This is a genomic window from Luteibacter sp. CQ10 (assembly GCF_040900725.1).
In the GTDB taxonomy this organism is placed as follows: Bacteria; Pseudomonadota; Gammaproteobacteria; order Xanthomonadales; family Rhodanobacteraceae; genus Luteibacter.
The window spans coordinates 146,814-170,797 of record NZ_JAEUYM010000001.1 but is presented as its reverse complement, the minus strand read 5'-3'; the positions used below and the strand labels follow the sequence as shown (position 1 = coordinate 170,797).

At 67.6% G+C, this 23,984-nt stretch carries 20 protein-coding genes and 1 riboswitch; of the genes, 5 read left to right on the top strand and 15 right to left on the bottom strand.

Going from position 1 to position 23,984, the window contains the following annotated elements:
• Positions 1–6: 6 nt before the first annotated feature.
• The 3 genes from JNG39_RS00830 to JNG39_RS00820 are packed head-to-tail and all read right to left on the bottom strand — an operon-like array spanning position 7 to position 3,296.
• The gene (locus JNG39_RS00830) at positions 7–1,068 is read right to left on the bottom strand and encodes a homoserine dehydrogenase (protein WP_368309115.1); all 1,062 of its coding nucleotides are present in this window, start codon (positions 1,066–1,068) and stop codon (positions 7–9) included.
• Positions 1,065–2,258: a cystathionine gamma-synthase gene (gene metB / locus JNG39_RS00825; RefSeq protein ID WP_368309114.1), complete on the bottom strand. Its 1,194-nt coding sequence runs from the start codon at positions 2,256–2,258 to the stop codon at positions 1,065–1,067. The genes JNG39_RS00830 and metB overlap by 4 nt, the downstream gene beginning before the upstream one ends.
• A 9-nt stretch (positions 2,259–2,267) precedes the next feature.
• Complete coding sequence (locus JNG39_RS00820; RefSeq protein WP_368309113.1) at positions 2,268–3,296, bottom strand: homoserine O-succinyltransferase; 1,029 nt, start codon at positions 3,294–3,296, stop codon at positions 2,268–2,270.
• 96 nt (positions 3,297–3,392) lie between these two features.
• A riboswitch (SAM riboswitch) is annotated at positions 3,393–3,506 on the bottom strand.
• A gap of 196 nt (positions 3,507–3,702) precedes the next feature.
• On the opposite strand from JNG39_RS00820, the gene JNG39_RS00815 reads away from it, so the two are divergent.
• Positions 3,703–4,704 (top strand): cysteine synthase A, encoded by a 1,002-nt coding sequence (locus tag JNG39_RS00815; RefSeq protein ID WP_368309112.1) that lies wholly within the window; start codon positions 3,703–3,705, stop codon positions 4,702–4,704.
• Positions 4,705–4,730: 26 nt separating this feature from the next.
• On the opposite strand, the gene JNG39_RS00810 is transcribed toward JNG39_RS00815, so the two are convergent.
• From JNG39_RS00810 to JNG39_RS00795, 4 genes are read right to left on the bottom strand one after another with little or no spacing between them, the layout of a single operon-like run.
• Entirely contained in the window at positions 4,731–5,318 is a 588-nt protein-coding gene (locus JNG39_RS00810) for a membrane integrity-associated transporter subunit PqiC (protein ID WP_368309110.1), read from the bottom strand.
• Positions 5,315–6,988 carry an intermembrane transport protein PqiB gene (locus JNG39_RS00805; RefSeq protein WP_368309109.1) on the bottom strand — a complete coding sequence of 558 codons (1,674 nt, stop codon included), beginning with the start codon at positions 6,986–6,988 and terminating at the stop codon, positions 5,315–5,317. Before JNG39_RS00805 ends, JNG39_RS00810 begins: the two co-directional genes overlap by 4 nt.
• Complete coding sequence (locus JNG39_RS00800; protein WP_368309108.1) at positions 6,985–7,605, bottom strand: paraquat-inducible protein A; 621 nt, start codon at positions 7,603–7,605, stop codon at positions 6,985–6,987. Before JNG39_RS00800 ends, JNG39_RS00805 begins: the two co-directional genes overlap by 4 nt.
• Complete coding sequence (locus tag JNG39_RS00795) at positions 7,602–8,213, bottom strand: paraquat-inducible protein A (protein ID WP_368309106.1); 612 nt, start codon at positions 8,211–8,213, stop codon at positions 7,602–7,604. The genes JNG39_RS00800 and JNG39_RS00795 overlap by 4 nt, the downstream gene beginning before the upstream one ends.
• A gap of 148 nt (positions 8,214–8,361) precedes the next feature.
• Here JNG39_RS00795 and JNG39_RS00790 point away from each other — a divergent pair, with 148 nt between their 5' ends.
• Positions 8,362–9,234, top strand: coding sequence for a tetratricopeptide repeat protein (locus JNG39_RS00790; protein ID WP_368309105.1), 873 nt, complete (start codon positions 8,362–8,364; stop codon positions 9,232–9,234).
• 125 nt (positions 9,235–9,359) lie between these two features.
• Here JNG39_RS00790 and JNG39_RS00785 read toward each other — a convergent pair whose 3' ends face one another.
• Complete coding sequence (locus tag JNG39_RS00785) at positions 9,360–9,803, bottom strand: DUF4442 domain-containing protein (RefSeq protein WP_368309104.1); 444 nt, start codon at positions 9,801–9,803, stop codon at positions 9,360–9,362.
• 129 nt (positions 9,804–9,932) lie between these two features.
• On the opposite strand from JNG39_RS00785, the gene JNG39_RS00780 reads away from it, so the two are divergent.
• Positions 9,933–11,801: a M61 family metallopeptidase gene (locus JNG39_RS00780; RefSeq protein ID WP_368309103.1), complete on the top strand. Its 1,869-nt coding sequence runs from the start codon at positions 9,933–9,935 to the stop codon at positions 11,799–11,801.
• 3 nt (positions 11,802–11,804) lie between these two features.
• On the opposite strand, the gene JNG39_RS00775 is transcribed toward JNG39_RS00780, so the two are convergent.
• From JNG39_RS00775 to JNG39_RS00760, 4 genes are all read right to left on the bottom strand, one after another.
• Positions 11,805–13,196: a sensor histidine kinase gene (locus JNG39_RS00775; RefSeq protein ID WP_368309102.1), complete on the bottom strand. Its 1,392-nt coding sequence runs from the start codon at positions 13,194–13,196 to the stop codon at positions 11,805–11,807.
• A complete protein-coding gene (locus tag JNG39_RS00770; RefSeq protein WP_368309100.1) occupies positions 13,193–13,858 on the bottom strand; it encodes a response regulator in 666 nt (221 codons plus the stop codon). Before JNG39_RS00770 ends, JNG39_RS00775 begins: the two co-directional genes overlap by 4 nt.
• Before the next feature lie 110 nt (positions 13,859–13,968).
• Entirely contained in the window at positions 13,969–14,577 is a 609-nt protein-coding gene (locus JNG39_RS00765; RefSeq protein ID WP_368309099.1) for a hypothetical protein, read from the bottom strand.
• Positions 14,559–15,056, bottom strand: coding sequence for an RNA polymerase sigma factor (locus JNG39_RS00760; protein ID WP_368309098.1), 498 nt, complete (start codon positions 15,054–15,056; stop codon positions 14,559–14,561). The genes JNG39_RS00765 and JNG39_RS00760 overlap by 19 nt, the downstream gene beginning before the upstream one ends.
• A 78-nt stretch (positions 15,057–15,134) precedes the next feature.
• Here JNG39_RS00760 and JNG39_RS00755 point away from each other — a divergent pair, with 78 nt between their 5' ends.
• On the top strand, positions 15,135–16,919 hold the full coding sequence (locus tag JNG39_RS00755) for a M14 family metallopeptidase (protein WP_368309097.1): 1,785 nt from the start codon (positions 15,135–15,137) through the stop codon (positions 16,917–16,919).
• 149 nt (positions 16,920–17,068) lie between these two features.
• Here JNG39_RS00755 and JNG39_RS00750 read toward each other — a convergent pair whose 3' ends face one another.
• Together JNG39_RS00750 and JNG39_RS00745 are read right to left on the bottom strand one after the other, a co-directional pair.
• Positions 17,069–18,691: a multicopper oxidase family protein gene (locus JNG39_RS00750; protein ID WP_368309096.1), complete on the bottom strand. Its 1,623-nt coding sequence runs from the start codon at positions 18,689–18,691 to the stop codon at positions 17,069–17,071.
• Positions 18,684–20,363 carry a phospholipase C gene (locus JNG39_RS00745; protein WP_368309095.1) on the bottom strand — a complete coding sequence of 560 codons (1,680 nt, stop codon included), beginning with the start codon at positions 20,361–20,363 and terminating at the stop codon, positions 18,684–18,686. The genes JNG39_RS00750 and JNG39_RS00745 overlap by 8 nt, the downstream gene beginning before the upstream one ends.
• Before the next feature lie 290 nt (positions 20,364–20,653).
• Here JNG39_RS00745 and JNG39_RS00740 point away from each other — a divergent pair, with 290 nt between their 5' ends.
• A complete protein-coding gene (locus JNG39_RS00740) occupies positions 20,654–22,792 on the top strand; it encodes a M13 family metallopeptidase (protein WP_368309094.1) in 2,139 nt (712 codons plus the stop codon).
• Positions 22,793–23,019: 227 nt separating this feature from the next.
• Here the strand turns inward: JNG39_RS00740 and JNG39_RS00735 are convergent, their stop codons facing one another.
• Complete coding sequence (locus JNG39_RS00735; protein WP_368309092.1) at positions 23,020–23,913, bottom strand: LysR substrate-binding domain-containing protein; 894 nt, start codon at positions 23,911–23,913, stop codon at positions 23,020–23,022.
• Positions 23,914–23,984 lie beyond the last annotated feature (71 nt).

The window sequence follows — 23,984 nt, the reverse complement described above, 5'->3', positions numbered from 1 at the left end:
AACGGGTCAGAGGGCGAGGACATCTCCAAGCAACGCCTGTGCCGTGATCTCCGGTCCAGCGCCTGGCCCTTGAATCACCAGCGGCGTCGAGTGGTACCGCGTGGTGGTCAGCGCGAACTGGTTGTCGGTGCCCGACAGCCGCGACGCCGGATGCGAGGCATCCACTTCCACCAGTCCCACCCGCGCGCGACCGCGCTGGTTCAGGCGCGCGAGATAACGCAGCACCTTGCCCTTCGCGCGCGCCGCGTCATGACGCGCACGCAGCGGCGCATCCAGTTCCTTCACGCGCTCGAGAAAACTCGACGTATCGACGTCGCGCAAGGCCTCCGGCACGAGGCTTTCGATCTCCACCTCGTCGCTTCCCAGGGCGAATCCCGCGTTGCGCGCGATGATGAGCAGCTTGCGCGCCACGTCTTCGCCGGAGAGATCCGAGCGCGGATCGGGCTCCGTATAGCCAAGGCGACGTGCGTCGAGCAGCAGTTCGGAGAACGGCTTCGAGCCGTCGTACTGGTTGAACAGCCACGACAGCGAACCGGAGAACACGCCTTCGAGGGTCAGCAGGCTGTCGCCGCAGCGGCGCAACCGGCGCAGCGTGGAAAGCACGGGAAGGCCCGCGCCCACCGTGGCGGCATCGCCGTAGACGGCGCCGTTCGACGAGGCCGCCTGCAACGCGCGCCACCCGGAGAGATGGCCGCCCGCCAGCGCCTTGTTCGCGGTGACCACGTGATAGCCGGCGGCGAGCCACTCCGCATGGCGCCCGGCCTCCTTCGCGCATGCGGTGGCGTCGATCACCACCTTGCGCGATGCGCCGCTGCCGTCGAGTGCGGCCAGAAGCGGCGCGTTGTCGCGCCCGTCACGGTTGGCCGCAAGACGGTTCGCCACCTCGCCCGGCGCGAGGCCTTCGGCCTCGGCATGCTGGCGCTTGGAGTTGGCGGCGCCGACCAGGCGGATGTCACGCGCGGCGCCGCTGGACAGCAGCGTGAGCAAGGCACGACCGACCACGCCGGTGCCCAGGAGCACGGCGGCGGTATGCGGTGGCGGCACGGTATCGACGGCCAGCGCGTTCATGCGCCGACCTTGCGTTTGGACGTGAGCGCGGCCACGGCGGCGGCGCGGGCCAGCGCGGCGTCGAGATCTTCGATCAGGTCGTCGCCGTCCTCGATGCCGACCGACAGGCGCAGCAGGTTGTCGGCGATACCGGCGACGCGGCGCGCCTCGGGCGCCATCGCGGCATGCGTCATCGTCGCCGGATGAGCGACGAGGCTCTCCACACCGCCCAGCGATTCGGCGAGCGAAAAATAGCGCAATCCGTCGACGAAGGCTTCGATGGCATCTTCACCCCCGGCGATCTCGAAACTCAACATCGCGCCGAAGCCCTTCTGCTGGCGCTGCGCGAGTTGGTGGCCCGCGTGCGACGCCAGGCCCGGGTAGTAGATACGCTCCACCGCGTCGTGGTTCGCGAGCCGATCGGCGATGCGGCGCGCGTTTTCCTCGTGCGCGCGCAGGCGCACCGCGAGCGTGCGCACGCCGCGCAACGTGAGGAAGCTGTCGAACGGCGAACCCGTCTGGCCGTTGCAGTTACCCCACCACTTCAGCTGCTCGGCCACGGCAGGATCGGCCGCGATGACGGCGCCACCCACCACGTCGCTATGGCCGTTGATGTACTTGGTGGTCGAGTGCACGACGACGTCGGCACCGAGTGTCAGCGGCTGCTGCAGGGCTGGCGAGAGGAAGGTGTTGTCCACCACCGCGAGCGCGCCGACGGCGTGCGCGGCCTGCGCCACGTGGCGCACGTCGGTGATGCGCAGCAGCGGATTCGACGGGGTTTCGATCCACACTAGGGCCGGCTTCGCGGCCAGGCCGTCGGCGAGAGCGGCGGGATCGGTGAAGTCGACGAAACGTACCTGGAAACGTCCCTTGCGCGCCCAGGCGTCGAGCAGTCGCCACGTGCCGCCGTAGCAATCGTGCGCCGCGAGCACCAGGCCGCCGGAGGGCACCAACTCCAGCGCGAGTGCCACGGCCGACATGCCCGTATTGGTGACGACCGCGCCGGCGCCTTCCTCCAGTTCGGTGAGTGCTTCGGCGAGCAGGTCGCGGGTGGGATTGCCGCTGCGCGAATAGTCGTAGGCGCGCTTGCGGCCGAAGCCTTCGAAGGCGTAGTTCGTCGACAGGTGCAGCGGCGGTACCACGGCGCCGTGCTGCGTGTCGGATTCGATGCCGGCGCGAACGGCGCGGGTGCAAAGGCGTGAGTCGGTCATGGCGGGTTCTTATCGACAGTCGTTGAGGGCGCGACGCAGCACGGGAGCGATCTGCGCGGTTTCTTTCAGGAAGGCGTCGTGTCCGTACGGTGACTCCACGACTTCGAGGGTGGCGGTGTTGCCGAGACGGCGTTGCAGTTCGCACAGGTCGGCCAACGGCACGAGGCGATCGGAGGGAAAACCCACCAGCGTCGCCGGTACGCCGACGCTTTCGGGCGACACGTCGTGCAGGTCGATCGATTCGGAGAGCGCGAGGAAGCGCTGCGCATCGAAGCGTTCGACGAAGCGGCGGCCGGCGTGTTCCAGGTAATCCTCCACGGGGAAGTGGAAGCGGCCTTCGCGCAGTTCGGGGCCCGCGGCGAAACGGCGGGAGAATTCTTCGCTGCCGCGATAGGTGGTCATGGCGAGCTGCCGCGCCAGCGCGAGCGCCTCGTCGGTGCGCCCCGATTCGAGGCCCAGTCGCACGATGCCGCGCTGCACGGAACGCTGCGCGGTGGACAGCGGATGCGGACGATGCGCACCGGCCAGCAGCACCAGCGACTTCAGCTTGTCGCCATGGTGGGCGGCGAACGCGAGGCCGGTCATCGCGCCGTACGACGAACCCACGAAGGCATGCGCACGACCGATGCCCAGCTCGTCCACCAGCGCGGCGATCGCGGCGGCCTGGTCTTCGCTCGACACCGACGGCACGTCGCCGAGATCGGTCGGCAGCAGCCAGTCGATGCAGAGCACGCGATACTGTGCAAGGTCGATCGCCGCGCCCTCGCACACCAGTTCATGCCACCAGCCCGCGTTGCGTTCGCGTCCGGCACACACGTCGCGGTCGGCGGAGATACCGCCCTGCACGATCACGGTCGGTGCATTCGGCGCGCCGCACCAGAGGTAACGCACGTCGACGTCGACGGCGTCGCTGCCGTACTTCGGCGTGAAGGAGACGCGGCGCGTGCCGCGCTGCTCGGTGAGGTCGGATGCGCAACGCGGTGCCGCGACGGCGGTCGCTTCGGGGAAGGAAATCACGGTGACGGGCTCGGGTGGCATATCGGGCGGTTCCTGCGATGAAGGGTCGAGCCCTGCGGGGAACCGTCACACGGATTGCCGGCGATGCGAGTACGCGAATGCGTGCCCGTAACGGACATCCCATCTATCGGCTGGCGTGCTGACACGCCCCGCAGGAGTTGGCACCGTCGCGGAAATCCGCAGGTTGCCCCGGCTTCAAAGGGCCTGTCCCTCAGCCGGTCTCGATGAGTGGAACCGACGATACGCCTGGATATGGAGCGTGTCAACAGACGTTTAGACGTCCAGACGCCCATCCGTCCTTCCCGCGTACGCGGGAATCCAGTGCGTCGAGCGGAGTTTTCGCGATGACGCTCCCACGCGATACCGGCGACCGGGGCGCTGGATTCCCCCGTGCGCGGGAATGACGGCGAGGGTTTACCATCCCCCCATGACCACCCACCCCACCTTCGCCGCCGGCATCGGCAACACGCCCCTCCTGCGCCTGCGCCACGCCTCCGAGGCCACGGGCTGCGAGATCCTCGCCAAGGCCGAGTTCCTGAACCCCGGTGGCTCGGTGAAGGACCGCACGGCGCTGGGCCTGCTCGACGATGCGGAGCGCCGCGGCCTGATCCGGCCCGGCGGCACCATCGTCGAGGGCACGGCGGGCAACACCGGCATCGGTCTGGCGCTCCTGGGGGCCAGCCGCGGCTATCGCACCGTCATCGTGATGCCGGACACCCAAAGCCGGGAGAAGATCGACGCCCTGCGGGTGACGGGCGCCGAGGTCCGCCTGGTGCCCGCGGCGCCGTTCAAGGACCCGAAGCATTACGTGCACGTGGCCCGGGCACTGGCCGAGGAACGCGGCGCGTGGTTCGCCAACCAGTTCGACAACACCGCCAACCGCGATTGGCACGAGGCCCATACGGGCCCGGAGATCTGGGAGCAGACCGGCGGCCGGGTGGACGGCTTCGTCTGCGCGGCGGGCACCGGCGGCACGCTGGCCGGCGTCGGTCGGGCCCTGAAGGGCCGCCGACCCGGCATCCGCATCGCCCTGGCCGACCCGGCCGGATCGGCGCTGGCCGCCTTCGTCAACACGGGCGAACTCGTGGCCGAGGGCACCTCGATCAGCGAGGGCATCGGCAGCAGCCGGATCACGGCCAATTTCGACGGGGCGCCCGTGGACCTGGCCTGGTCGATCCCCGACGACGAGTCGGTGCCGCTGCTGCACGACCTGCTACATCATGAGGGCTACTGCGTGGGCGGTTCGAGCGGGGTGAACCTCGCCGGGGCGATCCGGCTGGCCAGGGAACTGGGCCCCGGGCATACCGTCGTCACCGTGCTGTGCGACGGCGGGATACGGTATCAGGCGAAGCTGTTCAATCCTGCATTTCTTCGCGGCAAGGGGCTTCCGGTGCCGGGGTGGCTCGACCGGGCGTTTCCGGCCGCTTGATTCGCCGATACGATCGGCGAATAGGGTTACCTGCAGGCCGGGGACTGCCCGGCCGCGACCGAACGCACCACCCCGGCGATCCCATCGGCCAGTTGGCCCAAGGCCTGCTGGTGCGCCGCCACCAGGCTGTCGTAAGTCCCCCCGGCAGGTTGGGTCACGTGCGAGGCGCAGTCGGCCGAGGCCTTCGCCCCACGCACCGACCAGGCGGCCTCCAAGGTGGCGTTGCCGCCCAGCTCGGAGTCGAAGCGGCGCATGTCCACCTGCACGCGCACCACGGCGGTGTCCTTGCCCAGCGGCAGGCCGTGCACGTCGTGGGTGCCCAGGCGCGCCGACAGATCGGCCGCCAGCGCGCCGCGGATCTCGTCGCCGAGCGAGGAGGCCCAGCGCTCGCCATCCATCACCGACACCCCGCTGGCGCCGTGACGCAGCACCATGGCCGGCTGGTCGACCTGCGGCGGTACGTTGACCGGCTGCACGTCGATCACGAAGGCGGCCGAGGCGGTCGCCGGGGAGGTTGCCGGCGGAACCAGCGTATGGAAATGGGTCGGCGCCGACGAGCAGCCGGCGAGGGCCAGCAGGGCGGCGGACCCGGTGAGGCGGAGGATGGGGTTCATGGCTGTACTTCCTTGCCCTGCTTGGAGGTCGAGGGAACCGGGGCGGGCGCGTCGGCGCCGCGGCCACGCAGCAGCGCCTCGGGATGGCGGCCGAGATAGTCGGTGAACGCCCGCACCGAACGCACCGTGCGTTGCAGTTCCTCGAGGGTGTTGGTGATGTTCTGCCGCAACGGCGAGTTCTCCGACAGGGCGTCGTTGGCCGTGCCCACGGTGGCGTTCACGCCCTGGAGGGTCTTCTTGGCTTCGGGCAGCAGATCGGTGTTGACCTGCTTCAGCGTGCCGTTGAGCTCCTTCAGGCTGCCGTCGAGGTTCTTGCCGATGGAGTCGAAGGGAATCTTCTCCACCTTGTCGACGATGCTGGATATCTGCTCCTGCAGGTGGTCGAAATCGCCCGCCACGGTCGGTATCTCCAGCGGCTTGGCATTGGGATCGAAGGCCACCTTCGGCGCCTTCGGATCGAAGTCGAGCGCGATGTAGAGCTGCCCCGTGAGCAGGTTGCCGCTGCGCGCCTGCGCACGCAGGCCGTGGGACACGAGGCCCTGGGTGATCTTCGGGAACGCGCTGTCCTCGTCGCCACCCGCCGCCTTCAAGAGCTTCTCGTGCGCCTTGCCCAGGCGCTGCGGGTAGATCACGGCGCCGACGATCACCGGGAACTTCTTGGTCTGCGGATCGTAGTCGAGGGTGACCGACACCACGTGCCCCACCTTCATCCCGAGCAGTTCCACCGGCGCGTCGACGTTGAGGCCGCGCAACGAATGCTCGAAGCGCATGCGGATGTAGTGCGGCTTGCCGTCGGGCGGCGCGAGCGCCGTGGTCTGGTCGTTGAACAGGGTGAAGGAGGTCATTTCCGGCGCAGGGCTCTCGTCGTGCGGCCCGCGGGGATCCTGGAAGGCGACGCCGCCGGCGATCACCGTCGCCAGCGACTGGGTGTTCATCTTCAGGCCGTCGGCGCCCAGCGACACATCCACGCCGCTGGCGTTCCAGAAGCGCGTGTCCTTCGACACGAAGCGGTCGTTGGGGCCGTCGACGAAGAGCTGCAGGGAGACACCCTTGCCGTCCTTGTCCAGCTCGTACGACACGATCCGGCCCACCTGGATGCGGCGGTAGTAGACGGGCGAACCGATGTCGAGCGAGCCCAGGTCGTCGGCATGCAGCATGAAGCGCCGGCCGGGTGCGCCGTGGGTGACCGCGGGCGGCGTTTCCAGGCCCGTGAAATCGGTCTGCTCCTCGTCCGAATCGCCGGCATCGGCACCGATGAAGGCCCCCGACAGCAACGTATCGATGCCCGACACGCCGCCGGCCCCGACGCGCGGCCGGACGACCCAGTAGCGCGTGCCCTTGGTGGCGAAGGCGCTGGCGTCCTTGTTGAGGTCGATCGCCACCGAGACGTGGCTGCGATCCTTGGACAGGCGCATGTTGGTGACCTTGCCGATCACCACGTTCTTGTATTTCACCTGCGTCTTGCCCACCTCGATGCCTTCGGCGGTGAGGAAGGTGACGCCGATGTGCGGCCCCGCCGAACGGATGTGGCTGACCAGCAGCGAGACGCCCACCAGCGCCGCCACGATCGGCACCAGCCAGATCAGTGACAGGCCGAGCTTCGAGCGGCGCACTTCGGGCCGCGGCAGCTCGCCGTCGTCCTGCGGGTTCCCCTGTTTGGTGTCGCTCATCGAGATTTCCTTTTGTCCCAGATCAGCCTGGGGTCGAAACTCATGGCCGCCAGCATCGTGAATACGACGACCATGCCGAAATACACCACGCCGGGCAGCGGCTCGACGCGGGACAGCACCTTGAAATGGACCAGCGCGGAGAGGATCGCGACGACGAAGACGTCGAGCATCGACCAATAGCCCACCAGTTCCACGAACCGGTAGAGCTTCGCGCGCCGTCGCGCGCCCCACTCGCTCGCCCGCTGCACCGACACCAGCAGGTAGCCCAGGATGAGGAATTTGAGCACGGGGACCACGATGCTCGCCGTGAAGACGATGATGGCCAGGTCGGGCGACCCGGCCCGCCACAGCTCCACGATGCCGCTCAGGATCGTGTTGTCGTCCTTGTCGAACAGGCTCTGCGTTCGCATGATCGGAAACGCGTTGGCCGGGATGTAGAAAATGGCCGCGGTGATCAGCAGTGCCCACGACCGCGCCAGGCTCGCATGCTTGCGCACGTGCAAGGGGCTGTGGCAGCGCGGGCAGCGCGCCTTGGGATCGTCGGTATAGGTCGTGACCAGGCGGCACACGTGGCAACCCATCATGCCCAGTTCACGCGCCCTTGGCAGCTCGCTCACGTGCGGATCTCCCGGGTCACGTCCCAGAGGTTGCGCGGATCGTGGCTGGCGAACACCGTGACCAGCACGGTGAGCACGCCGAATGCCCAGATGCCGGCCCCGGGCACCACGTCGAAATACGTATGTGCCTTCACCACCGATACCAGCACGCCGAGCATGAACACCTCGATCATGCTCCAGGGCTTGACCCGTACCAGCGCGGACATGGCCTGGCGGAATCCCGGCGCCCGCAGCCCGGAGCGGGCGAACCACAGCACCCAGCCGTGCATCAGGATCTGCGCCAGGGGGAAGAAGAACAGGGTGAGCGCCGTGAGCACGGCCACGATCTGGGCGCCATCGTTCCACATGGCGATGACGGCGCCCCAGAGGGTCGTGTCGGCCGTCATGCCGGAAAGGCTCAGGCTGACGATGGGCGAGACGTTGGCGATCACGAAGACGATGAGGCCGGTGAGCACCAGGGCGAACTGCGCGTCCACGCCGAGCCACTGGTGGCGCTCCAGCACGGCATCGCAAACGGCGCACCGGGCGACCTCGCCACGGGCGAGGGGTTGCCGCTGGTACACGGTATCGCAGTGTTCGCAGACGATCAGGGAGGGAGCCTTGTCCATGCGTTCCGGTGCGCTGGGCCACACCGGCCCGGTGGCACATGATCGCAAATCAGGGTAAACGGCGCATGACGGGCGGTCTCCGGACCTTGATATGCTGCCGGGTTCCCCCGATCTTCGGACGATCGGTCCCACCCTCCAGGAGCATTCCGTGAGCAGCGCCCAGAGCACCAGCGAACACATTTTCGACGCGACCACGGCCGGCTTCGAGAACGATGTCGTCCAGGCCTCCATGCAGACCCCCATCCTGGTCGACCTGTGGGCGGAATGGTGCGGGCCCTGTAAATCCCTTGGCCCGATCCTCGAGAAGCTGGCCGTCGAATACAACGGCGCGTTCCGCCTGGCCAAGGTCGACGTCGACGCCGAGCAGCAGATCGCCGCGGCATTCCAGGTGCGCAGCATTCCGACGGTGATGCTGGTGTCCGGCGGCGGCATCGCCGACGGCTTCACCGGCGCGTTGCCGGAGGGCCAGGTGCGGGAATTCCTCGCGCGCAACGGGATCCAGCCGCGCGAAGCCGGCGAGCCCGCCGCGGAGGCCCCCGCCGCCGTGGAATCCCCCGAGGACGCCATCAACCGCATCCAGCAGGCCATCGCCGCCGAGCCGGATCGCGCCGAGCTCAAGCTCGACCTCGCCCTGGCGCTGATGCGCGCCGGCCGCGTCGAGCCGGCGCAGGCCGAACTGGACGCCCTGCCCGCCAACCTCGCGACCGACGCCCGCGCCGTGCGCCTGCGCAGCCAGCTCGAACTGGCCCGTGCACTGGCCGGCGCGCCGGGTATCGAAGAACTGCGCCAGCGCGTGCAGGCGAACGACGCCGACTGGGAAGCGCGCGACCTCCTCGGCGTGCGCCTGCTCATCGAAGGCGACGAGGCCGCCGGCCTCGACCAGTTCCTCGACGTGCTCAAGCGGCAGCGCGACTGGAACGACGGCCAAGCGAAGAAACGCCTGCTCGCCGCCTTCGCGACGCTCGACGACGCGGAACTGGTGGGCACGTATCGCCGCAAGATGGCGTCGTTGCTGTTCTGACCCTCACCGTCGCTCCTGCGCACGCAGGAGCCCAGTGCGACGAATCCGGTTTTCGCGAGGCCCGGCCCACCGCTTCTGCGTAGCGACGGAGCGGCGCTGGGCTCCTGCTTTCGCAGGAGCCACGGTCAGCGCCGCTTTCGCCTCACGTAAAGCTGCTTGCGCACCACGGCCACCACCTCGCCCGAGGCCGTACGCACTTCCGTCTCGAACCACCGCAGGCATTTCTCGCCGCCCGCCGTCGCCGCGCGGATCTCGTCGAGCACGGCGTCGTCGACATGGAATTCGGCGAAGACGTCTTCCCGCCCCGGTGACACGAAGCGGATCTCCCCCGCCTGGTCCCAGACGACGTAATCGTCGCCCAGGCACTTCAGCACCATGATCATCCAGAACGGATCGGTCATGGAGAACAGGCTGCCACCGAAATGCACCCGCACGTAATTGCGGTTGTACCAGGCGAGCTTGAGCTTTACCCGGGCGTGGCGGTAATCGTCGAGCGTTTCCACGTGGATGCCGGCGAACAGGAACGGCGGCCACAGGTTGAGGATGCGGCGGAGGGCTTTTGCTTTCATCGGCCCATGCTATCCAGCCGCCATACGGCGGCGTAGCCCCCCGTTTCAAACGGCCATGACCTCTGGCACAGGTTCGCCCCGGTGGGGCTCCTACCATCGGTGGTCATCCCACCCGCCGGAATACGAGCCATGCGTCCCTTGCTCCGCCGTGCCACCCTCGCCTCGGCCATCGCCGTCGTCACCTCCTCCGGCGCCTGGGCGCAGGAGCTGCCGGTCGCCGTCGACCAGCCCTACGAGGGCAACCTCTCCCTGCAGGTGGATCTCTCCGACCAGCAGCGCCACATCTTCCACGTGCGCGAGAGCATTCCTGTCCATGCGGGGCACGTGGTGCTCTACTACCCGAAATGGCTCCCGGGCTATCACGGCCCTGACGGTCCGTTGTCCAACGTGGCGGGCTTCATCGTCACCGGCAACGGCAAACGGATTCCCTGGCGTCGCGACCTCAAGGAGATGTATGCCTTCCACGTCGACGTGCCCGAAGGCGTCAGCAAGCTCGACCTCTCCTTCGAATACCTCGCCCCGGCCACGCCGAACTACATCCCCCTTTCGTTCAACGAAGTGGCCTTCTATCCCGCCGGCCACTACGTCAGCAGGATCACCGTCGACCCGAGCGTGAAACTCCCCGGCGGATGGAAATTCGCCAGCGCCCTGGAAACCGCGGGCCAGGACGGCGACACCGTGCGCTTCAAGCCGGTGAGCTTCGAGAACCTTGTCGATTCGCCCGTGCTCACCGGGAAGTACTTCAACCGCATCGACCTCGCACCGGGCCAATCGGTGCCCGTGCACCTGGACATCGCGGGCGAGAACGCCGACAGCATCAAGGCCACCGACGCGCAGATCGCAAAGCAGCGTTCCCTCGTGGTCCAGGCCAACAAGCTGTTCAACGCGCACCACTACGGCCACTACGATTTCCTGCTGGTGCTCTCCGATCACACAGGGCATTTCGGCCTGGAGCATCACCAGTCCAGCGACGATCGCCTCTTCGCCAACTTTCTCACCGATGCCGACGTGAACGTGGCCGCCGGCACGCTGCTGCCGCACGAATACGTGCACTCCTGGAACGGCAAGTTCCGCCGCCCCGCCGACCTGTGGACGCCGACCTTTACCGAGCCGATGCAGGACGACCTGCTGTGGGTATACGAAGGCCTCACCGACTACTGGGCCGGCGTACTCACCGCGCGCTCGGGCATCTGGACGACCGACCAGTGGCGCGACTCGCTGGCGAGCATCGCCGCCGACATGACCGCGCGCACGGGCCGCTCATGGCGTTCGCTGCAGGACACGGCCGACGGCATCCCGCTCGCCTCGCGGGGTACCCGCGGCTGGGTCAACTACCGTCGCAGCTCCGACTACTACCCCGAAGGCCAGATGCTCTGGCTCGACGTCGACACGAAGATCCGCACCCTTTCCGGCGGCAAGCACACGCTGGACGAATTCGCGCGCGCCTTCTACGGCATGGACAGCGGCAGCTACACGCCGAAGACCTACACGTTCGACGACGTGGTGAACACGCTCAACGGCATCCAGCCGTACGACTGGAAGAGCTTCCTGCGCCAGCGGCTGGACGCCACCGGCGACGGCCTGCCCGAGAAAGGCATCGAGGGTGGCGGCTGGAAGCTCGTCTACGACGACAAGCCCACGCCGTTCATGAAGACCGGCGAGAAGACCCGCAAGGCGGTGAGCCTGGCCTATTCGCTCGGCGTCGTGGTCACCGACAAGGGTGAGATCCAGGATGCGCAGTGGGACGGCGTGGCCGCCAAGGCCGGCCTCGTGCCCGGCGTGACCATCGTTGCCGTCAACGGCAAGGACTTCAGCACCAAGGGCCTGAAAGACGCGATCACCGATGCGAAGAACGGCACGGCGCCCATCGACTTCCTGGTGAAGGACGTGGACGACTATCGCCACATCGCCGTGGATTACCACGGTGGCCTGAAGTATCCGCACCTCGTGCGCGGTGAAGGCAAGGACCTGATCGGCCTGATCGCGAAGCCGCTGTAAGCGTTACGACGCGAGGGGGATGCGGACCACGGCGCGCAGCCCCGTGCCCCCCTCGCGATCGAGCAGTTCCACCGTCGCGCCGTGCAGTTCGGCGGCGCGCTGTACGATGGACAGGCCCAGCCCATAGCCGCCTTGCGTGTCCACGCCTCGCTCGAAACGCGAGAACATCGCTGTCCGGCGCTCGACGGGAATGCCGGGACCGTCGTCCACCACTTCCATCACGGCGACACCGTCGACCTCGGTGACGGACAACTCCACGTGGCCGCCGCGCGGTACGTGGCGGAAGGCGTTTTCCAGCAGGTTGCGCAGCAGCGCGCCGAGGGCCACGGCATAACCTTCGACGTATACGTGCTCGTGAAGATCGCGGATGCCCAGTTCCACGCCGCCGCCCTCGATCACCGGCGACAGCTCGTCGATGGTTTCCTGCACCAGTTCGCCCAGGTCCACCCGGGCGCGCGGCCCCGACGCGACGCCCGCCTCGAGGCGCGCCAGGGCCAGCAACTGCTCCGTGCGACGCGCCAGCGACACCAGGCATTCGCGCGCGGCCTCGAGCGCGGTCTGCGTGTCGTCAGGACGCGCGGACGCCATCGCGTCTTCCAGGTTGATCATCGTCGACGCCAACGGCGTGCGCAGTTCATGCGCCACGTCGGCGCTGAAACGTCGCTCGCGGTCGAGCGCGCGTTCGAGGCGGTCGATCTGCTCGTTCAGCGCGGCCAGCACCGGTTCCAGTTCGCTGGGGGCATCGGCGAGATGGATCGGCTCGTGACTGCCCGGCTCGCGTCGTGACAGCGCGCGCTCGAGCATCTTGAGCGGGGCCAGGCCGCGGCGAATCGCCCAGCCCACGAGCAGGGCGAGCAAGGGCAGTCCGATCAGGGTGGGAAGGCCGTGTTCGATCCACAAGGCGCGCGTGATCTCGTGCCGGCTGTCGTAGCGCTCTCCCGCGCGAATGACGATGCCCTGGTCTTCCATGATCAAGGTGAACACGCGCCATTCGTGCTTTCCGCTGCTGATGTCTTCGAACGCCCCGTCCGGCGCATGCGTGTGCGGCACGTCGGACAGGTTTTCGGTGGCGAGCAGCACGGTGCCGTCGCTGTCGAACACCTGGAAACCCACCTCCGACTCGAAAGTGCGACCCTGCACGGTCACTTCCTGGGGATGGTTGGAGAAGCTCGGCACCAGCAGCCGCGCGCCGCGTTGCGTGCGCAACTGCTCCACGCCGATGCGTCCCACCAGCACCTCCAGCGTGCGCGCGGCCTGGGCGAGACGGCCGTCGGAAAGTTCGTCCACTTCTTCCTGCGTGCGCTGCGCGCTCAGCACGCCCAGCGGCAACAGCACGGCGGCCAGCACCAGCACGATCAGCCACGTTAACCGCTTGCGCAGGCTCGCCGGCTTCACGTCGGTTCCCGCGGCACCATGTAGCCGAATCCGCGTACCGTCTGGATCGCGCCCGCACTGAGTTTGCGTCGCAGCGAATGCACCAGCACCTCCAGCGCGCTGGTGCTCATCACGGTATCCGGTCCGTAAAGCGAGGTTTCCAGCGACTCGCGACGGACGATGCGTCCCGTGCGCTCCATCAACGCCTGCAACAACGCGAACTCGCGGCGGGTCAGTTCCACGTTTTCGCCGTGCCAGGTCACCTCGAAGGTGCCCAGGTCGAGCGAAAGCGCGCCGGCTTCCAGGCGGTTCACCGCCGCACCGCGCGCGCGGCGCGCCAGCGAACGGATGCGGGCGGCGAGTTCGTCGAGGTGGAAGGGCTTGACGAGGTAATCGTCGGCACCGGCGTCGAGCGCGCGGATGCGGGCGTCGAGCTGGTCGCGCGCCGACATGACGATCACCGGCGTGTCGACCCGCAGCCGCCGTGCCTCGGTCAGCACGTCGAAGCCGTCCTTACCCGGCAGGCCGAGGTCGAGCAGCACCAGGTCGGCGTCGTGGTCGCGCAGGGCGGCCAGCGCCTGGTTGCCGTCGCGAAACCAGCTGATGGTGTAGGCCAACCGCTCCAGCGCCCGGCGAATGGCGTCGCCGAGCTGGGCATCGTCTTCGACGAGGATGATGTGCAAGGGCGTGGCCTGTCCGGGAGGTGGAACGATTATCCTTAGGGCCAGCTTAGCGGGCGCTTAGAAACGGCGGAACCTGCGTCGCTCCTGTACACGCACGCTGGGGCGACGGCTCACTCCCCGCGCGCAAATCGCTCCACCTCGGCCAGGCGCTCCCTGGCCCGCCTCACCGACGCGCCTTCCGGCACCTTTCCCAGCCGCCTCACCACGAGGTAGGCGGCGAGGCATGCCACCGCGGTCAGCAGGTTCCACCCCACGTAGCCCGGCCGCACCGCCACGATGTCGACGCCCGCCAGGCCGAACGCCCAGACGATCATCGGCACCCACATGAAACACCCCACCACGCCGAACCAGCGCCCCTCACGGATGCGCCAGGCCCGCAGCGCCGCCACCCGGGCCTGCAGTTCGAGCAGGGGCGCCGAGGCCCGGGCGCGGGCCACCAGCACGAGGTTGCGCGCCGCCGCCACGATCATCGCGATGCCGTAAAGGTGCAGGAGCAGGCCCGCCACCAGCGGGCCGGGCGCGTCGCGATGGTCGAACCAGAACGCCCCCGCGGCCATCGCCAGCGCGATGCCGAAGACCATCTGCACCGATTGCCCCACCACCAGCGGTCGCAGTTCCGCATGCACGGGACCGACGCCCCTCGCCGGAACCTGCACTTCCAGCGCCGCCACGCGCCGTTCCAGGGCCTTCCAACCGATTTTCAGTTCGTCGAGTTCCATGTATGCCTCCATCGTTGCTTGATGCGGTTCAAACGGGTGCCGACGTTGGATTCGGCAATGCCTAGCACCGAAGCGATCTCGGCGTAGGACAATTCATCGAGGTGCAGCATCACCAGCGCGCGGTCCAAAGGCGGCAGGGCACCGATGGCTCGCATGAGCCAGGCCACCCGCTCGTCGGGCTCGTCGATGGGCGTGCCACCGCCGAGGGTATCGGCCAGGGCATCGTCCAGCGGCTGCGTACGCTCGCTGCGGCGCCGCGCATGCGACAGGCCCACGTTGAGCGCCACGCGGTACATCCACGTGGAAAACGGCCGCGAGGCGTCGTACGACGCGAACGATCGCCACACCTGCAAGGCGATTTCCTGCGCGAGGTCGTGCCGGTCTTCCGCGTCGTGCGCGTACACCGCCGCCACCTTGAACAGGATCGCGCGGTGTTCGCGTAACAGGATCCCGCAGCGTTGTCGCCGATCGTCGGTCATACCCTCTCCTTTCCTCCATGATTCGCCGCCGGGACGAAAAAATCACACAATGACGGGAATATCCCGCCGGACCGCACCATGACCGCGATGCTTCCCGCCCGTCTCCTTCTCGCCCTCGCCTGCGCCGCCCCCCTGGCGCTCCACGCGAAAGACAGCTGGATCACTCCCGCCGAGGCGTCCCACTTCCGCACCACGCCGTCCTATGCCGATACGCTGGCCTACCTGCATCGCCTCGCCGATGCCGCGCCCGGCGTGCTGCGCGTGGAGACCTTCGGCACCACGCCGGAAGGCCGGCCCATGACCGTGGTGATCGCGGCGAAGGACGGCGATCTCACGCCCGAACGCGCCCATGCCGCCGGCAAGCCCGTCGTGCTGCTCCAGGCCGGCATCCACCCGGGCGAGATCGAAGGCAAGGATGCGGGCCTCATGCTGTTGCGCGACTTCGCCGTGACCGGCCGCCTGCCGCACCTGCTCGACCACGCCGTGCTGGTCTACATCCCCGTGTATAGCGTGGACGGCCACGAGAATACCGGTCCGTATTTCCGCATCAACCAGAACGGCCCGGCGGAGATGGGTTTCCGCGGCCAGTCGCAGTACCTCAACCTCAATCGCGACTACGTCAAGGCCGACGCACCCGAAACCCGCGCATGGCTGACGCTCTGGAACACGTGGAAGCCCGACCTGCTGATCGACATCCACACCACCGACGGTGCCGATTACCAGTACGACCTCACCTGGTATGCCGAGGATTCGCACAAGCTGCCGCCCTCGATCGAGGCGTGGCAAAAAGCGGCGTACGAAGGCGACGTCATGCCGCGTTACGAAAAGCTCGGCCATCTCGCCTCGGAGTACCTCGAATTCAAGGACGGGCGGGACATCACCAAGGGCATCGCCAACTTCGGCTCCGGCCCGCGCTTCTCCACCGGCTATGCGGCGGTACGCAATCGGGCGGGACTGCTGATCGAAACGCACATGCTCAAGCCTTACGAGGTGCGCGTGCGCGGCACCTACGACGTGGTGCGCAGCGTGATGGCCCACGTGAACGCGGACCCGGCCGCCCTGCTCCGCGCCTCGACGGACGCCGACGCCTGGGCCGCGTCGCGATCGGGCACCGCGCTGCCGGTCACGTTCAAGGAAGACCCCGTGCCGAAGCCGGTGACGCTGAAGGGCTACGCGTTCACGCAGACGAAGAGCGACATCTCCGGCGATACCTGGGTGCGTTACGACCCGAAGGTGAAAAAGGACTATGCGATCCAGAGCTGGATCGGACTCCTGCCCGACGTGGCCGCGCCGATCCCCTCGGCCTGGGCGATCCCGGCGCAGTGGACGACGCTCATCGATCGCCTCGACGCGCACGGCATTCCCTATACGCGCACCAAGGCGGCCGCGCGCGTGACGGTGACCCACGACGTGCTGACGCACCCGCAATGGGCCGAGAAACCCTTCGAAGGCCACCACATGCTCAAGGACGTCGACATCGCGTCGTCGACGGAAGACGTCGAGCTGCCGGCGGGAACGGTGATCGTGCGCGCCGACAACGCCGACGCGGTGCTCGCGCTCAACCTGCTCGATGCGCGCGCGCCGGATTCGATGCTCCGCTGGGGTTACCTCGATGCGATCTTCGAGCCGAAGGAATACGGTGAGCCGCGTGTGGTCGAGGCGCTCGCGCGCAAGATGATCGCGGAGAATCCGGCGTTGCAGGGCGAGTTCGATGCCAGGTTGAAGAGCGACGCGGCGTTCGCCGCGAGTCCGCGTGCCCGGTTGGCGTTCTTCTTCGAACGCAGCCCCTGGTATACGGCCCAGAAGGTGGGGGATTATCCGGTGGTGAGGCTGGATGCGGCGGCGCTGGAGAAGCTGCGATAGGCACTTCGGCCATCACCGGACTCAGGGCGCTGGGTTCCTGCGTGCGCAGGAACGACGTGAGGTGATCAGGAGGGGGCGGTAAAGCGTGTAGTCCGTCGTTCCTGCGCGCGCGGGAACCCAGGGCGAGGCGCCCGACCTGGCCACACGCCTCACGCCACCACCTCGAAGGGCCGCATCATCTCGTTCGCCTCGTGTTCGGCAAGATGGCAATGCCACGCATAACGCCCCGCATACCCGTCGAACGTGGCCACGATGCGCGTCACCATGCCCGGATAGGCCTGCACCACGTCCTTCCAGCCGCGTTCGTGCGGCGGCGGCACCTGCGCGGGACCGACGTAGCGGAGGGTCTTCTTCTCCATGTACTCGTCCACGTCGTACGGACGCCGATCGAGGATCTGGAAGCGAACCAGGTGCAGGTGGATCGGATGCGTATCCTCGGTGAGGTTCACCAGGTTCCACATCTCGGTGCTGCCGAGCTTTACCGTCTCGGTCACCGGGTCGTGCCAACGCTTTCCGTTGAGCAGCATCAGCATCGGCGTGGCCACGCAATCGCTGTATTCGTCCAGCGTCAGCTCGCGCGCCTTCGACGCGCTGCGCTCGGTGAACCGCGGCAGCTCGCGCAAGACCTCGGGCACGCGACTGTCGTCACGCACCGGCCCCGGGCCCACGGCGAAACGCATCAGCGGCAAAGCGTCGTTCATCAGCTCGACGGCCGTGCCTTTCGACGCGGCGAAGTCCACCACGATGTCCGCGCGCTCACCCGGGGCGAGAAAGATCGAGCGCATCGTCGCGGGCGCGGCGAGCAGGCCCTGGTCGGCGCCGATCACCTGGAACGGGCGCCCGTCGCGGAAACGCAGGTGGTAGAAGCGGCCGTTGGCCGCGTTGAGCACGCGCAGGCGATAACGCCGCGGCTGCACGTCGGCACGCGGCAGGATCGCACCGTTGACCAAGGTGAGGTTACCGAAGACCTCCGGCACCCATGGCGCCCTGGCGTCGCCGGAATCCGGGTAGTAGAGCCGTCCGTCCGCATGCAGCAGGCGATCGGCGAACACCAGCGGCAGCTCGAACTCGCCCGACGGCAGGCCGAGGGACAGCTCGTGCCCGTCGCGCAACAGGTAGAGTCCCATCAGGCCGGCGTACATGTTGAGCCGATTGATGCCCATCGCGTGGTCGTGATACCAGAGCGTGGCCGCGTCCTGCGCGTTCGGATACCGATGCCGGCGCGATGTTCCCGGTACGTACCAGTCTTCCGGATAGCCGTCGTCGGCATGCGGAACCTTGGCGCCATGCAGGTGCACGATGGCGCGCACCTGGGGCTTGTCTTCCTCGGCGCCGCAGATGGCGTGATCCACCGGAAGGAAATGCGTCGTGGGCAACGCGTTCTCCCACACCACGTCGAACGGCGTGCCCGTGCGCGCCTCGATGGTGGGGCCGGGATAATGGCCGTCGTAGGTCCACAGTTCGGTGGGCGGCAGGTCACGATGCAGTTTCTGCGAGCTGCGGGCCATGCGCACGCGCAGCGTGTCGCCGGCGGCGGGGCGTCGAACCGGCGGCAGCGGCAAGGCGTCGACGAAGGGCGTGAGCTTCGCGGGGTCGACCAGCCCCGGCATCTTCGTCGTGTCGCCCATGGCGTGCATGCACAGGTCGTTGCCCACCTGCCCCGCCGCGGCGGGTTTCATCGCATGCATGTCGTGCGCGAGAAGCCGCGGCGGGAGGCATCCCGCCGCGGCCATGAACCCCGCCCCCTTCAGGAAGCGGCGGCGATCAACCATGCCCGGTTCCGAACGGCCACGGCCAACCCGCGTTCTTCTTCGGCTGGCCCGTGGACTCGTCGAGGATGAGGCGACGGTCGAACAGGCGCGGCAGGAAGAAATCGAACATGCCGTTGAGGCTGCCCGCGTGGGCGTCGGTCGAGCCGCCGCCGATGCGCTTGCCGTCGAGCCAGTTGTCCTCGATGAAGCGGGTGATCGAGCTCTGGTCGGTAACGCCATGGTCGACGAAGTTCTCGCGCGCCCACGGCGACACCACCAGCAGCGGCAGGCGCGGACCGAAGCCGCAACGCCCCTGCGCCGGCGTCTTGCCGTCGAGGCCCGGCAGGGTGTCGCGCCCCTTGCAGACGCCGTCGCCGCTGAGCGCATCGGTGCTGCCGGTCGAGCCGTACACGTGCGGGGATTCCTGGTGGTCGTACCAGCCGTCGGAGTCGTCGTAGGCGATCACCACGGCGGTGTCGCGCCATTCGCCGCTCTGCTGCAACGCGTTGATCACGTGCACCACGAACGCCTGCTCGTCGATCGGATCGGAATAACCGGCGTGGCCGTCCTGGTAGGCCGGGGCCTTGAGGAAGCTCACCGCCGGCATGGTGCCGTTGTCCAGCGCGTCGTAGAAATCGTCGATGTCGTACTGATGGTTGGCCTGGTCGGTCTTGCCGATCATCGCCACCGAGGTCGGACGCGCGTGGGTCGGGTTGGCCGTGGAGGGGTAGTACTGGAACGGTTGGTGGTGCGGGCTGTAGTCGTTCGAGGTGCTGTGGGTCACCTGCGAGAGCGTGCGGCGCGCGCAACCGGTGCTGCCGTCGGGATTGGTGCGGGTGAGGTCGAAGCCGCCCTGGAACCAGCCCCAGGTGATGCCACGGTCGTTGAGCAGGTTGCCGATGTTGCGGCCACCCAGGGTCGCCTGGTTGGCGGTGGGCGACGAGCACACGTCGCCGATGGGGTCCGGATCGCCGATCATCGTCAGGCCGCCGTTGCCGTCGTCGGTCTCGGCACCGGTACCGTTGAGCGTGTCGATCACGCCGTTGGTCTGGCCGGAGATCAGGTTGACGGCGCCCGGTGACGACGGGCCGAACGTGGTGTTGTAGCTGTTGTCGCTCATCGCGAAATACTGCGCGTAGTTCCACAGCGCGGTGACGGTGTTGCCGTCGTAGTAGCCCATCACCTGGCCCTGGCCGTTCTGCGAGGCATCGCCGCCCGGCAGCGTCTCGCCGCGGCCCGTGTATTTCGGGAACAGGTCCATCCTGCCGCCGTCGAAGGCGCGTTGCTCGGCGGTATAGCCGTGGTCCTGGTCGGCCGTGGCGGCCTGCGCGCGGCTCAGGCGGAACGGGTTGATCGCGGCGTCGCCGTTGCCGGCGTTCTTCGTGGTGGGGTTCTTCGTCAGCAGGTGGCGGTCCAGCCCGTTGACGTTCGGCGTGAACGGGCGGGCGTAGAACGCCGGCTCGCCGCGTCCGTTCTGCGCGAACGGATAGGTGCCGAAGTAATGATCGAAGGAAACGTTTTCCTGGAAGATCACCACCAGATGCTTGATCGGCGTGGCCGTGCGGGTGCCGCCGTGGCCCGGGAAGAGGCCCAGCGCGCCCTGCTGGTCGGTGGGGGCGAGTTGTTGCGCCGCGATGGAGGCGGCGGACAGGGTGAGCACGCAGGCGATGCCTGCGGCCAGTAACTTGCGCATGACGATGGCTCCTCGGTTCGGACGGGTACTACCGATTGGCTTGGCCCGCATCCCCTGTCATGCGGCTTCCCCGAGGCTAATTCCCGAGGATGACACTTGGAGGACAACGGGCGCCTTGGCGCCGGATTCGGCGCGTCGCATGCGCGTCCTTTGACGCTCGTCACGGAACGCCGCCATGCATGACTTCCGTCACATGCCACCCCATCCCCCTTTGGAGGGGGTTATCCTCGGGGTTCGCCGGTGCCGGGGAGGTGCCAGCCGCCAAGCATGACCACACCTGAGGGACATCCATGACCAAGCCGTACCTGAAGCCGCTCGCACTGGCCCTGAGCATCGCGCTCGTGGGCACCGCGTGCAGCAAGCACGATGACGCCGGCACCGCCGCACCCGCCGCCAACCCGCCCGCCGCCGGCAGCGCGCCCGCCGCGGCCAGCACCGCCGCGGCCGCCAAGCCCGCCGGCCCCACGTTCAACGTGGCCGAGCTCGACACCGGCATCGATGCGTGCGACGACTTCAACGGCTTCGTGAACGCCAAGTGGGTGGCCGCCAACCCGATCCCCGACGACCGTACCCGCTGGGGCGCCTTCGACCAGCTCGCTGAGAACAGCCTCAACACGCAGCACGACATCGTCGATGCCGCCGACAAGGGTGCGGATGCCGCCAAGGCCGGTTCCATCGAGCAGAAGATCGGCCTGCTCTACCGTTCGGGCATGAACGAGGACGCCATCGAGAAGGCCGGCCTCGACCCGTTGAAGCCGGAGCTGGCCAAGATCGACGCCCTCAAGTCGTCGGCCGACATCGCCGATTTCCTCGATACGAGCTTCAACGAAGGCAACGGCTACGTGTTCTCGTTCGGCTCCGGCGCCGACTTCCAGGACGCGAAGATGCAGATCGGCTACGCGAACCAGGACGGCCTGGGCCTGCCGACCAAGGATTACTACACCGATCCGAAGCAGGCCGACAATCGCAAGGCCTATGTGGCCTACATCACCAAGACCCTCGAACTGGGCGGCGTGCCCGAGGCCGACGCGGCCAAGCAGGCCGACCTGGTGATGAAGTTCGAAACCCAGCTCGCCGCCGCCTCGCTCGCGCCGGTGGAACTGCGCACGCCGGAAAACCAGTACCACTTCGTCACCGTGGCCGAGGCCGACAAAGCCACGCCGCACTTCAGCTGGGAGAAGTTCTTCGCCGCCCAGGGCGTGACGGTCGACAAGGGCTTCTCGCTGTCGCAGCCGAAGTTCTTCAAGGAGTTCGACAAGATGCTGGCGTCCACGCCGGTGTCCACGTGGCAGGCCTACCTGCGCTTCCACGCCATCGACAGCGCGTCGCCTTACCTGTCGAAGAACTTCCAGGACAACAAGTTCGACTTCTACGGCAAGACCCTCGCCGGCCAGCCGCAGCAGAAGCCGCGCTGGAAGCGCGTGCTGGGTTCGGTCAACGGCTCGATGGGCGAGGCCCTGGGCCAGCTCTACGTCGCCAAGGTGTTCAAGCCCGAAGCGAAGGAGCGCGCCAACGAGCTGGTGACCAACGTGCGCAACGCCCTGAAGGCGCGCATCGAGAAGCTCGACTGGATGAGCGACGAGACCAAGCAGAAGGCCATCGCCAAGTGGGATACCTTCCTGCCCAAGATCGGCTATCCGGACAAGTGGCGCGACTGGTCGGGCCTGGAGGTCTCGGGCGACAACTACTTCGGTAACGTCGAAGCCGCCTCGAAGTTCAACTACCACTACGACATCGCCAAGATCGGCAAGCCGACCGACCGCAAGGATTGGGGCATGACCCCGCAGACGGTCAACGCCTATTACAACCCGACCGACAACACCATCAACTTCCCGGCCGCCATCCTGCAGCCGCCGTTCTTCGACGCCAACGGCGACGACGCCATCAACTACGGCGGCATCGGCGCGGTGATCGGCCACGAAGCCAGCCACGGCTTCGACGACGAGGGCAGCCAGTTCGACGGCGAGGGCAACAACAAGAACTGGTGGACGAAGGAAGACCGCGCCAAGTTCGACGAGCGCACCGGCAAGCTCGTGGCGCAGTTCAACGAGTACGCACCGCTCAAGGACCACCCGGACCTGCACGTCAACGGCAAGCTCACGCTGGGCGAGAACATCGCCGACCTGGGCGGCACCGCCGTGGCCTACGACGCCCTCCAGGAAGCCCTGAAGAAGAACCCGCAGGAAGCCCAGAGCAAGATCGACGGCTACACGCAGGACCAGCGTTTCTTCCTCAACTGGGCACGCGTGTGGCGCGGCAGCATCCGCGAGAAGCAGGCGATGCTCTACCTCAACGTCGACCCGCACGCTCCGGCCTCGCTGCGCGCGATCGGTGCGCCGTCGAACATGGAAGCCTTCGCCACGGCGTTCCAGTGCAAGCCGGGCGCGAAGATGGTGCGATCGGGCGACAAGCAGGTGAAGATCTGGTAATCGGCCGCTTCGTTGCCTGAAGAAAAACGCCGCGGATTCCGCGGCGTTTTTCTTTGGTGGCATGGAAATCCGACGTGTCCCCGACGCTCATCCATGCGCGCGGCGCTGGGTTCCCGCGTGCGCGGAAACGACGAGATACGAGATGCATCGTCATCGGCAAACAACCTCATGTCGTTCCTGCGCACGCAGGAACCCAGCGCGTTGCGCCCGAGGAAACGAAACCCTCGCTACGGCTTCTTCGCCGCCACGATCGTCGCGAGAAACGCTTCGAGCACCGCACCCCGGTAACGCTGCCGATGCACGAGCAACGACAGCGTGCGCTTCAGGTCGAGGAACGGCGTGGGCAGGATCGCCAGGCGCCCCGTCTGTACCGCATCGGCCACCGCCACCGCGGGCAGGCAGGCGATGCCCAGTCCGGCGATCACCGCCTGTTTGATCGCCTCGGACTGATCCAGCTCGAGCACCGTGCGACCTTCGGGCAATTCGGCGAGCGCGCGTTCGGTCAGCGCGCGCGTGGCCGAACCGCGTTCTCGCAGCACCCACCGCTCGCCGGCGAAGTCCTCGCGCCTGAGCCGCCTGTGGCTTGCCAGCGGGTGCCCCGGACGCGCGCAGACGACGAGGCGATCGTCGCGCCACGGACGCGACTCCAGCGCCGGATGCGTTACCGGTCCCTCCACGCAGCCCACGTCGAAATCGTGGTCGAGCACGCCCTGGGCGATGCGCGCGGTGTTCGCCACGCCCAGGCGTAACGATACCCCGGGCGATGCTTCCGCGAACGGGCCCAGGAGGTCGCCGACGAGGTAATTGCCGACCGTGTTGCTCGCACCCACGCCGATCTCGCCGGCGAGCTCCGCCGCGCCGCCCTGCGCCCGACGGCCGAATTCCGCGTGACGCTCGATCAGCTCCCTTGCCAGAGGCAACAGGTCGCGGCCCCGGTCGTTCAGGCGCAGGCGGCCGCGCTCCCGGTCGAAGAGCGGGGCGCCGATCTGGCGTTCGAGTTCGGCCAGCGCCATCGACGCCGCCGGCTGGCTCAGGTACAGCCGCTCGGCGGCGGCACGCACGCTGCCGGCGATGGCGATGGTCACGAAGACATCGAGTTGGCGGGGGCTCACGGCATGCATAAGAAAGACTTATATCTCAAATAAGTCATTTTCAATATGCTTATATGGTGCAGGTCGGGACAATAGGTCAT

Excerpts from the sequence above, each read along its gene's own strand:
- JNG39_RS00830 (WP_368309115.1), bottom strand. The coding sequence starts at position 1,068 with ATGAACGCGCTGGCCGTCGATACCGTGCCGCCACCGCATACCGCCGCC.
- metB (WP_368309114.1), bottom strand. The coding sequence starts at position 2,258 with ATGACCGACTCACGCCTTTGCACCCGCGCCGTTCGCGCCGGCATCGAA.
- JNG39_RS00820 (WP_368309113.1), bottom strand. The coding sequence starts at position 3,296 with ATGCCACCCGAGCCCGTCACCGTGATTTCCTTCCCCGAAGCGACCGCC.
- JNG39_RS00815 (WP_368309112.1), top strand. The coding sequence starts at position 3,703 with ATGACCACCCACCCCACCTTCGCCGCCGGCATCGGCAACACGCCCCTC.
- JNG39_RS00810 (WP_368309110.1), bottom strand. The coding sequence starts at position 5,318 with ATGAACCCCATCCTCCGCCTCACCGGGTCCGCCGCCCTGCTGGCCCTC.
- JNG39_RS00805 (WP_368309109.1), bottom strand. The coding sequence starts at position 6,988 with ATGAGCGACACCAAACAGGGGAACCCGCAGGACGACGGCGAGCTGCCG.
- JNG39_RS00795 (WP_368309106.1), bottom strand. The coding sequence starts at position 8,213 with ATGGACAAGGCTCCCTCCCTGATCGTCTGCGAACACTGCGATACCGTG.
- JNG39_RS00785 (WP_368309104.1), bottom strand. The coding sequence starts at position 9,803 with ATGAAAGCAAAAGCCCTCCGCCGCATCCTCAACCTGTGGCCGCCGTTC.
- JNG39_RS00780 (WP_368309103.1), top strand. The coding sequence starts at position 9,933 with ATGCGTCCCTTGCTCCGCCGTGCCACCCTCGCCTCGGCCATCGCCGTC.
- JNG39_RS00765 (WP_368309099.1), bottom strand. The coding sequence starts at position 14,577 with ATGGAACTCGACGAACTGAAAATCGGTTGGAAGGCCCTGGAACGGCGC.
- JNG39_RS00760 (WP_368309098.1), bottom strand. The coding sequence starts at position 15,056 with ATGACCGACGATCGGCGACAACGCTGCGGGATCCTGTTACGCGAACAC.
- JNG39_RS00755 (WP_368309097.1), top strand. The coding sequence starts at position 15,135 with ATGACCGCGATGCTTCCCGCCCGTCTCCTTCTCGCCCTCGCCTGCGCC.
- JNG39_RS00750 (WP_368309096.1), bottom strand. The coding sequence starts at position 18,691 with ATGGTTGATCGCCGCCGCTTCCTGAAGGGGGCGGGGTTCATGGCCGCG.
- JNG39_RS00745 (WP_368309095.1), bottom strand. The coding sequence starts at position 20,363 with ATGCGCAAGTTACTGGCCGCAGGCATCGCCTGCGTGCTCACCCTGTCC.
- JNG39_RS00740 (WP_368309094.1), top strand. The coding sequence starts at position 20,654 with ATGACCAAGCCGTACCTGAAGCCGCTCGCACTGGCCCTGAGCATCGCG.
- JNG39_RS00735 (WP_368309092.1), bottom strand. The coding sequence starts at position 23,913 with ATGCATGCCGTGAGCCCCCGCCAACTCGATGTCTTCGTGACCATCGCC.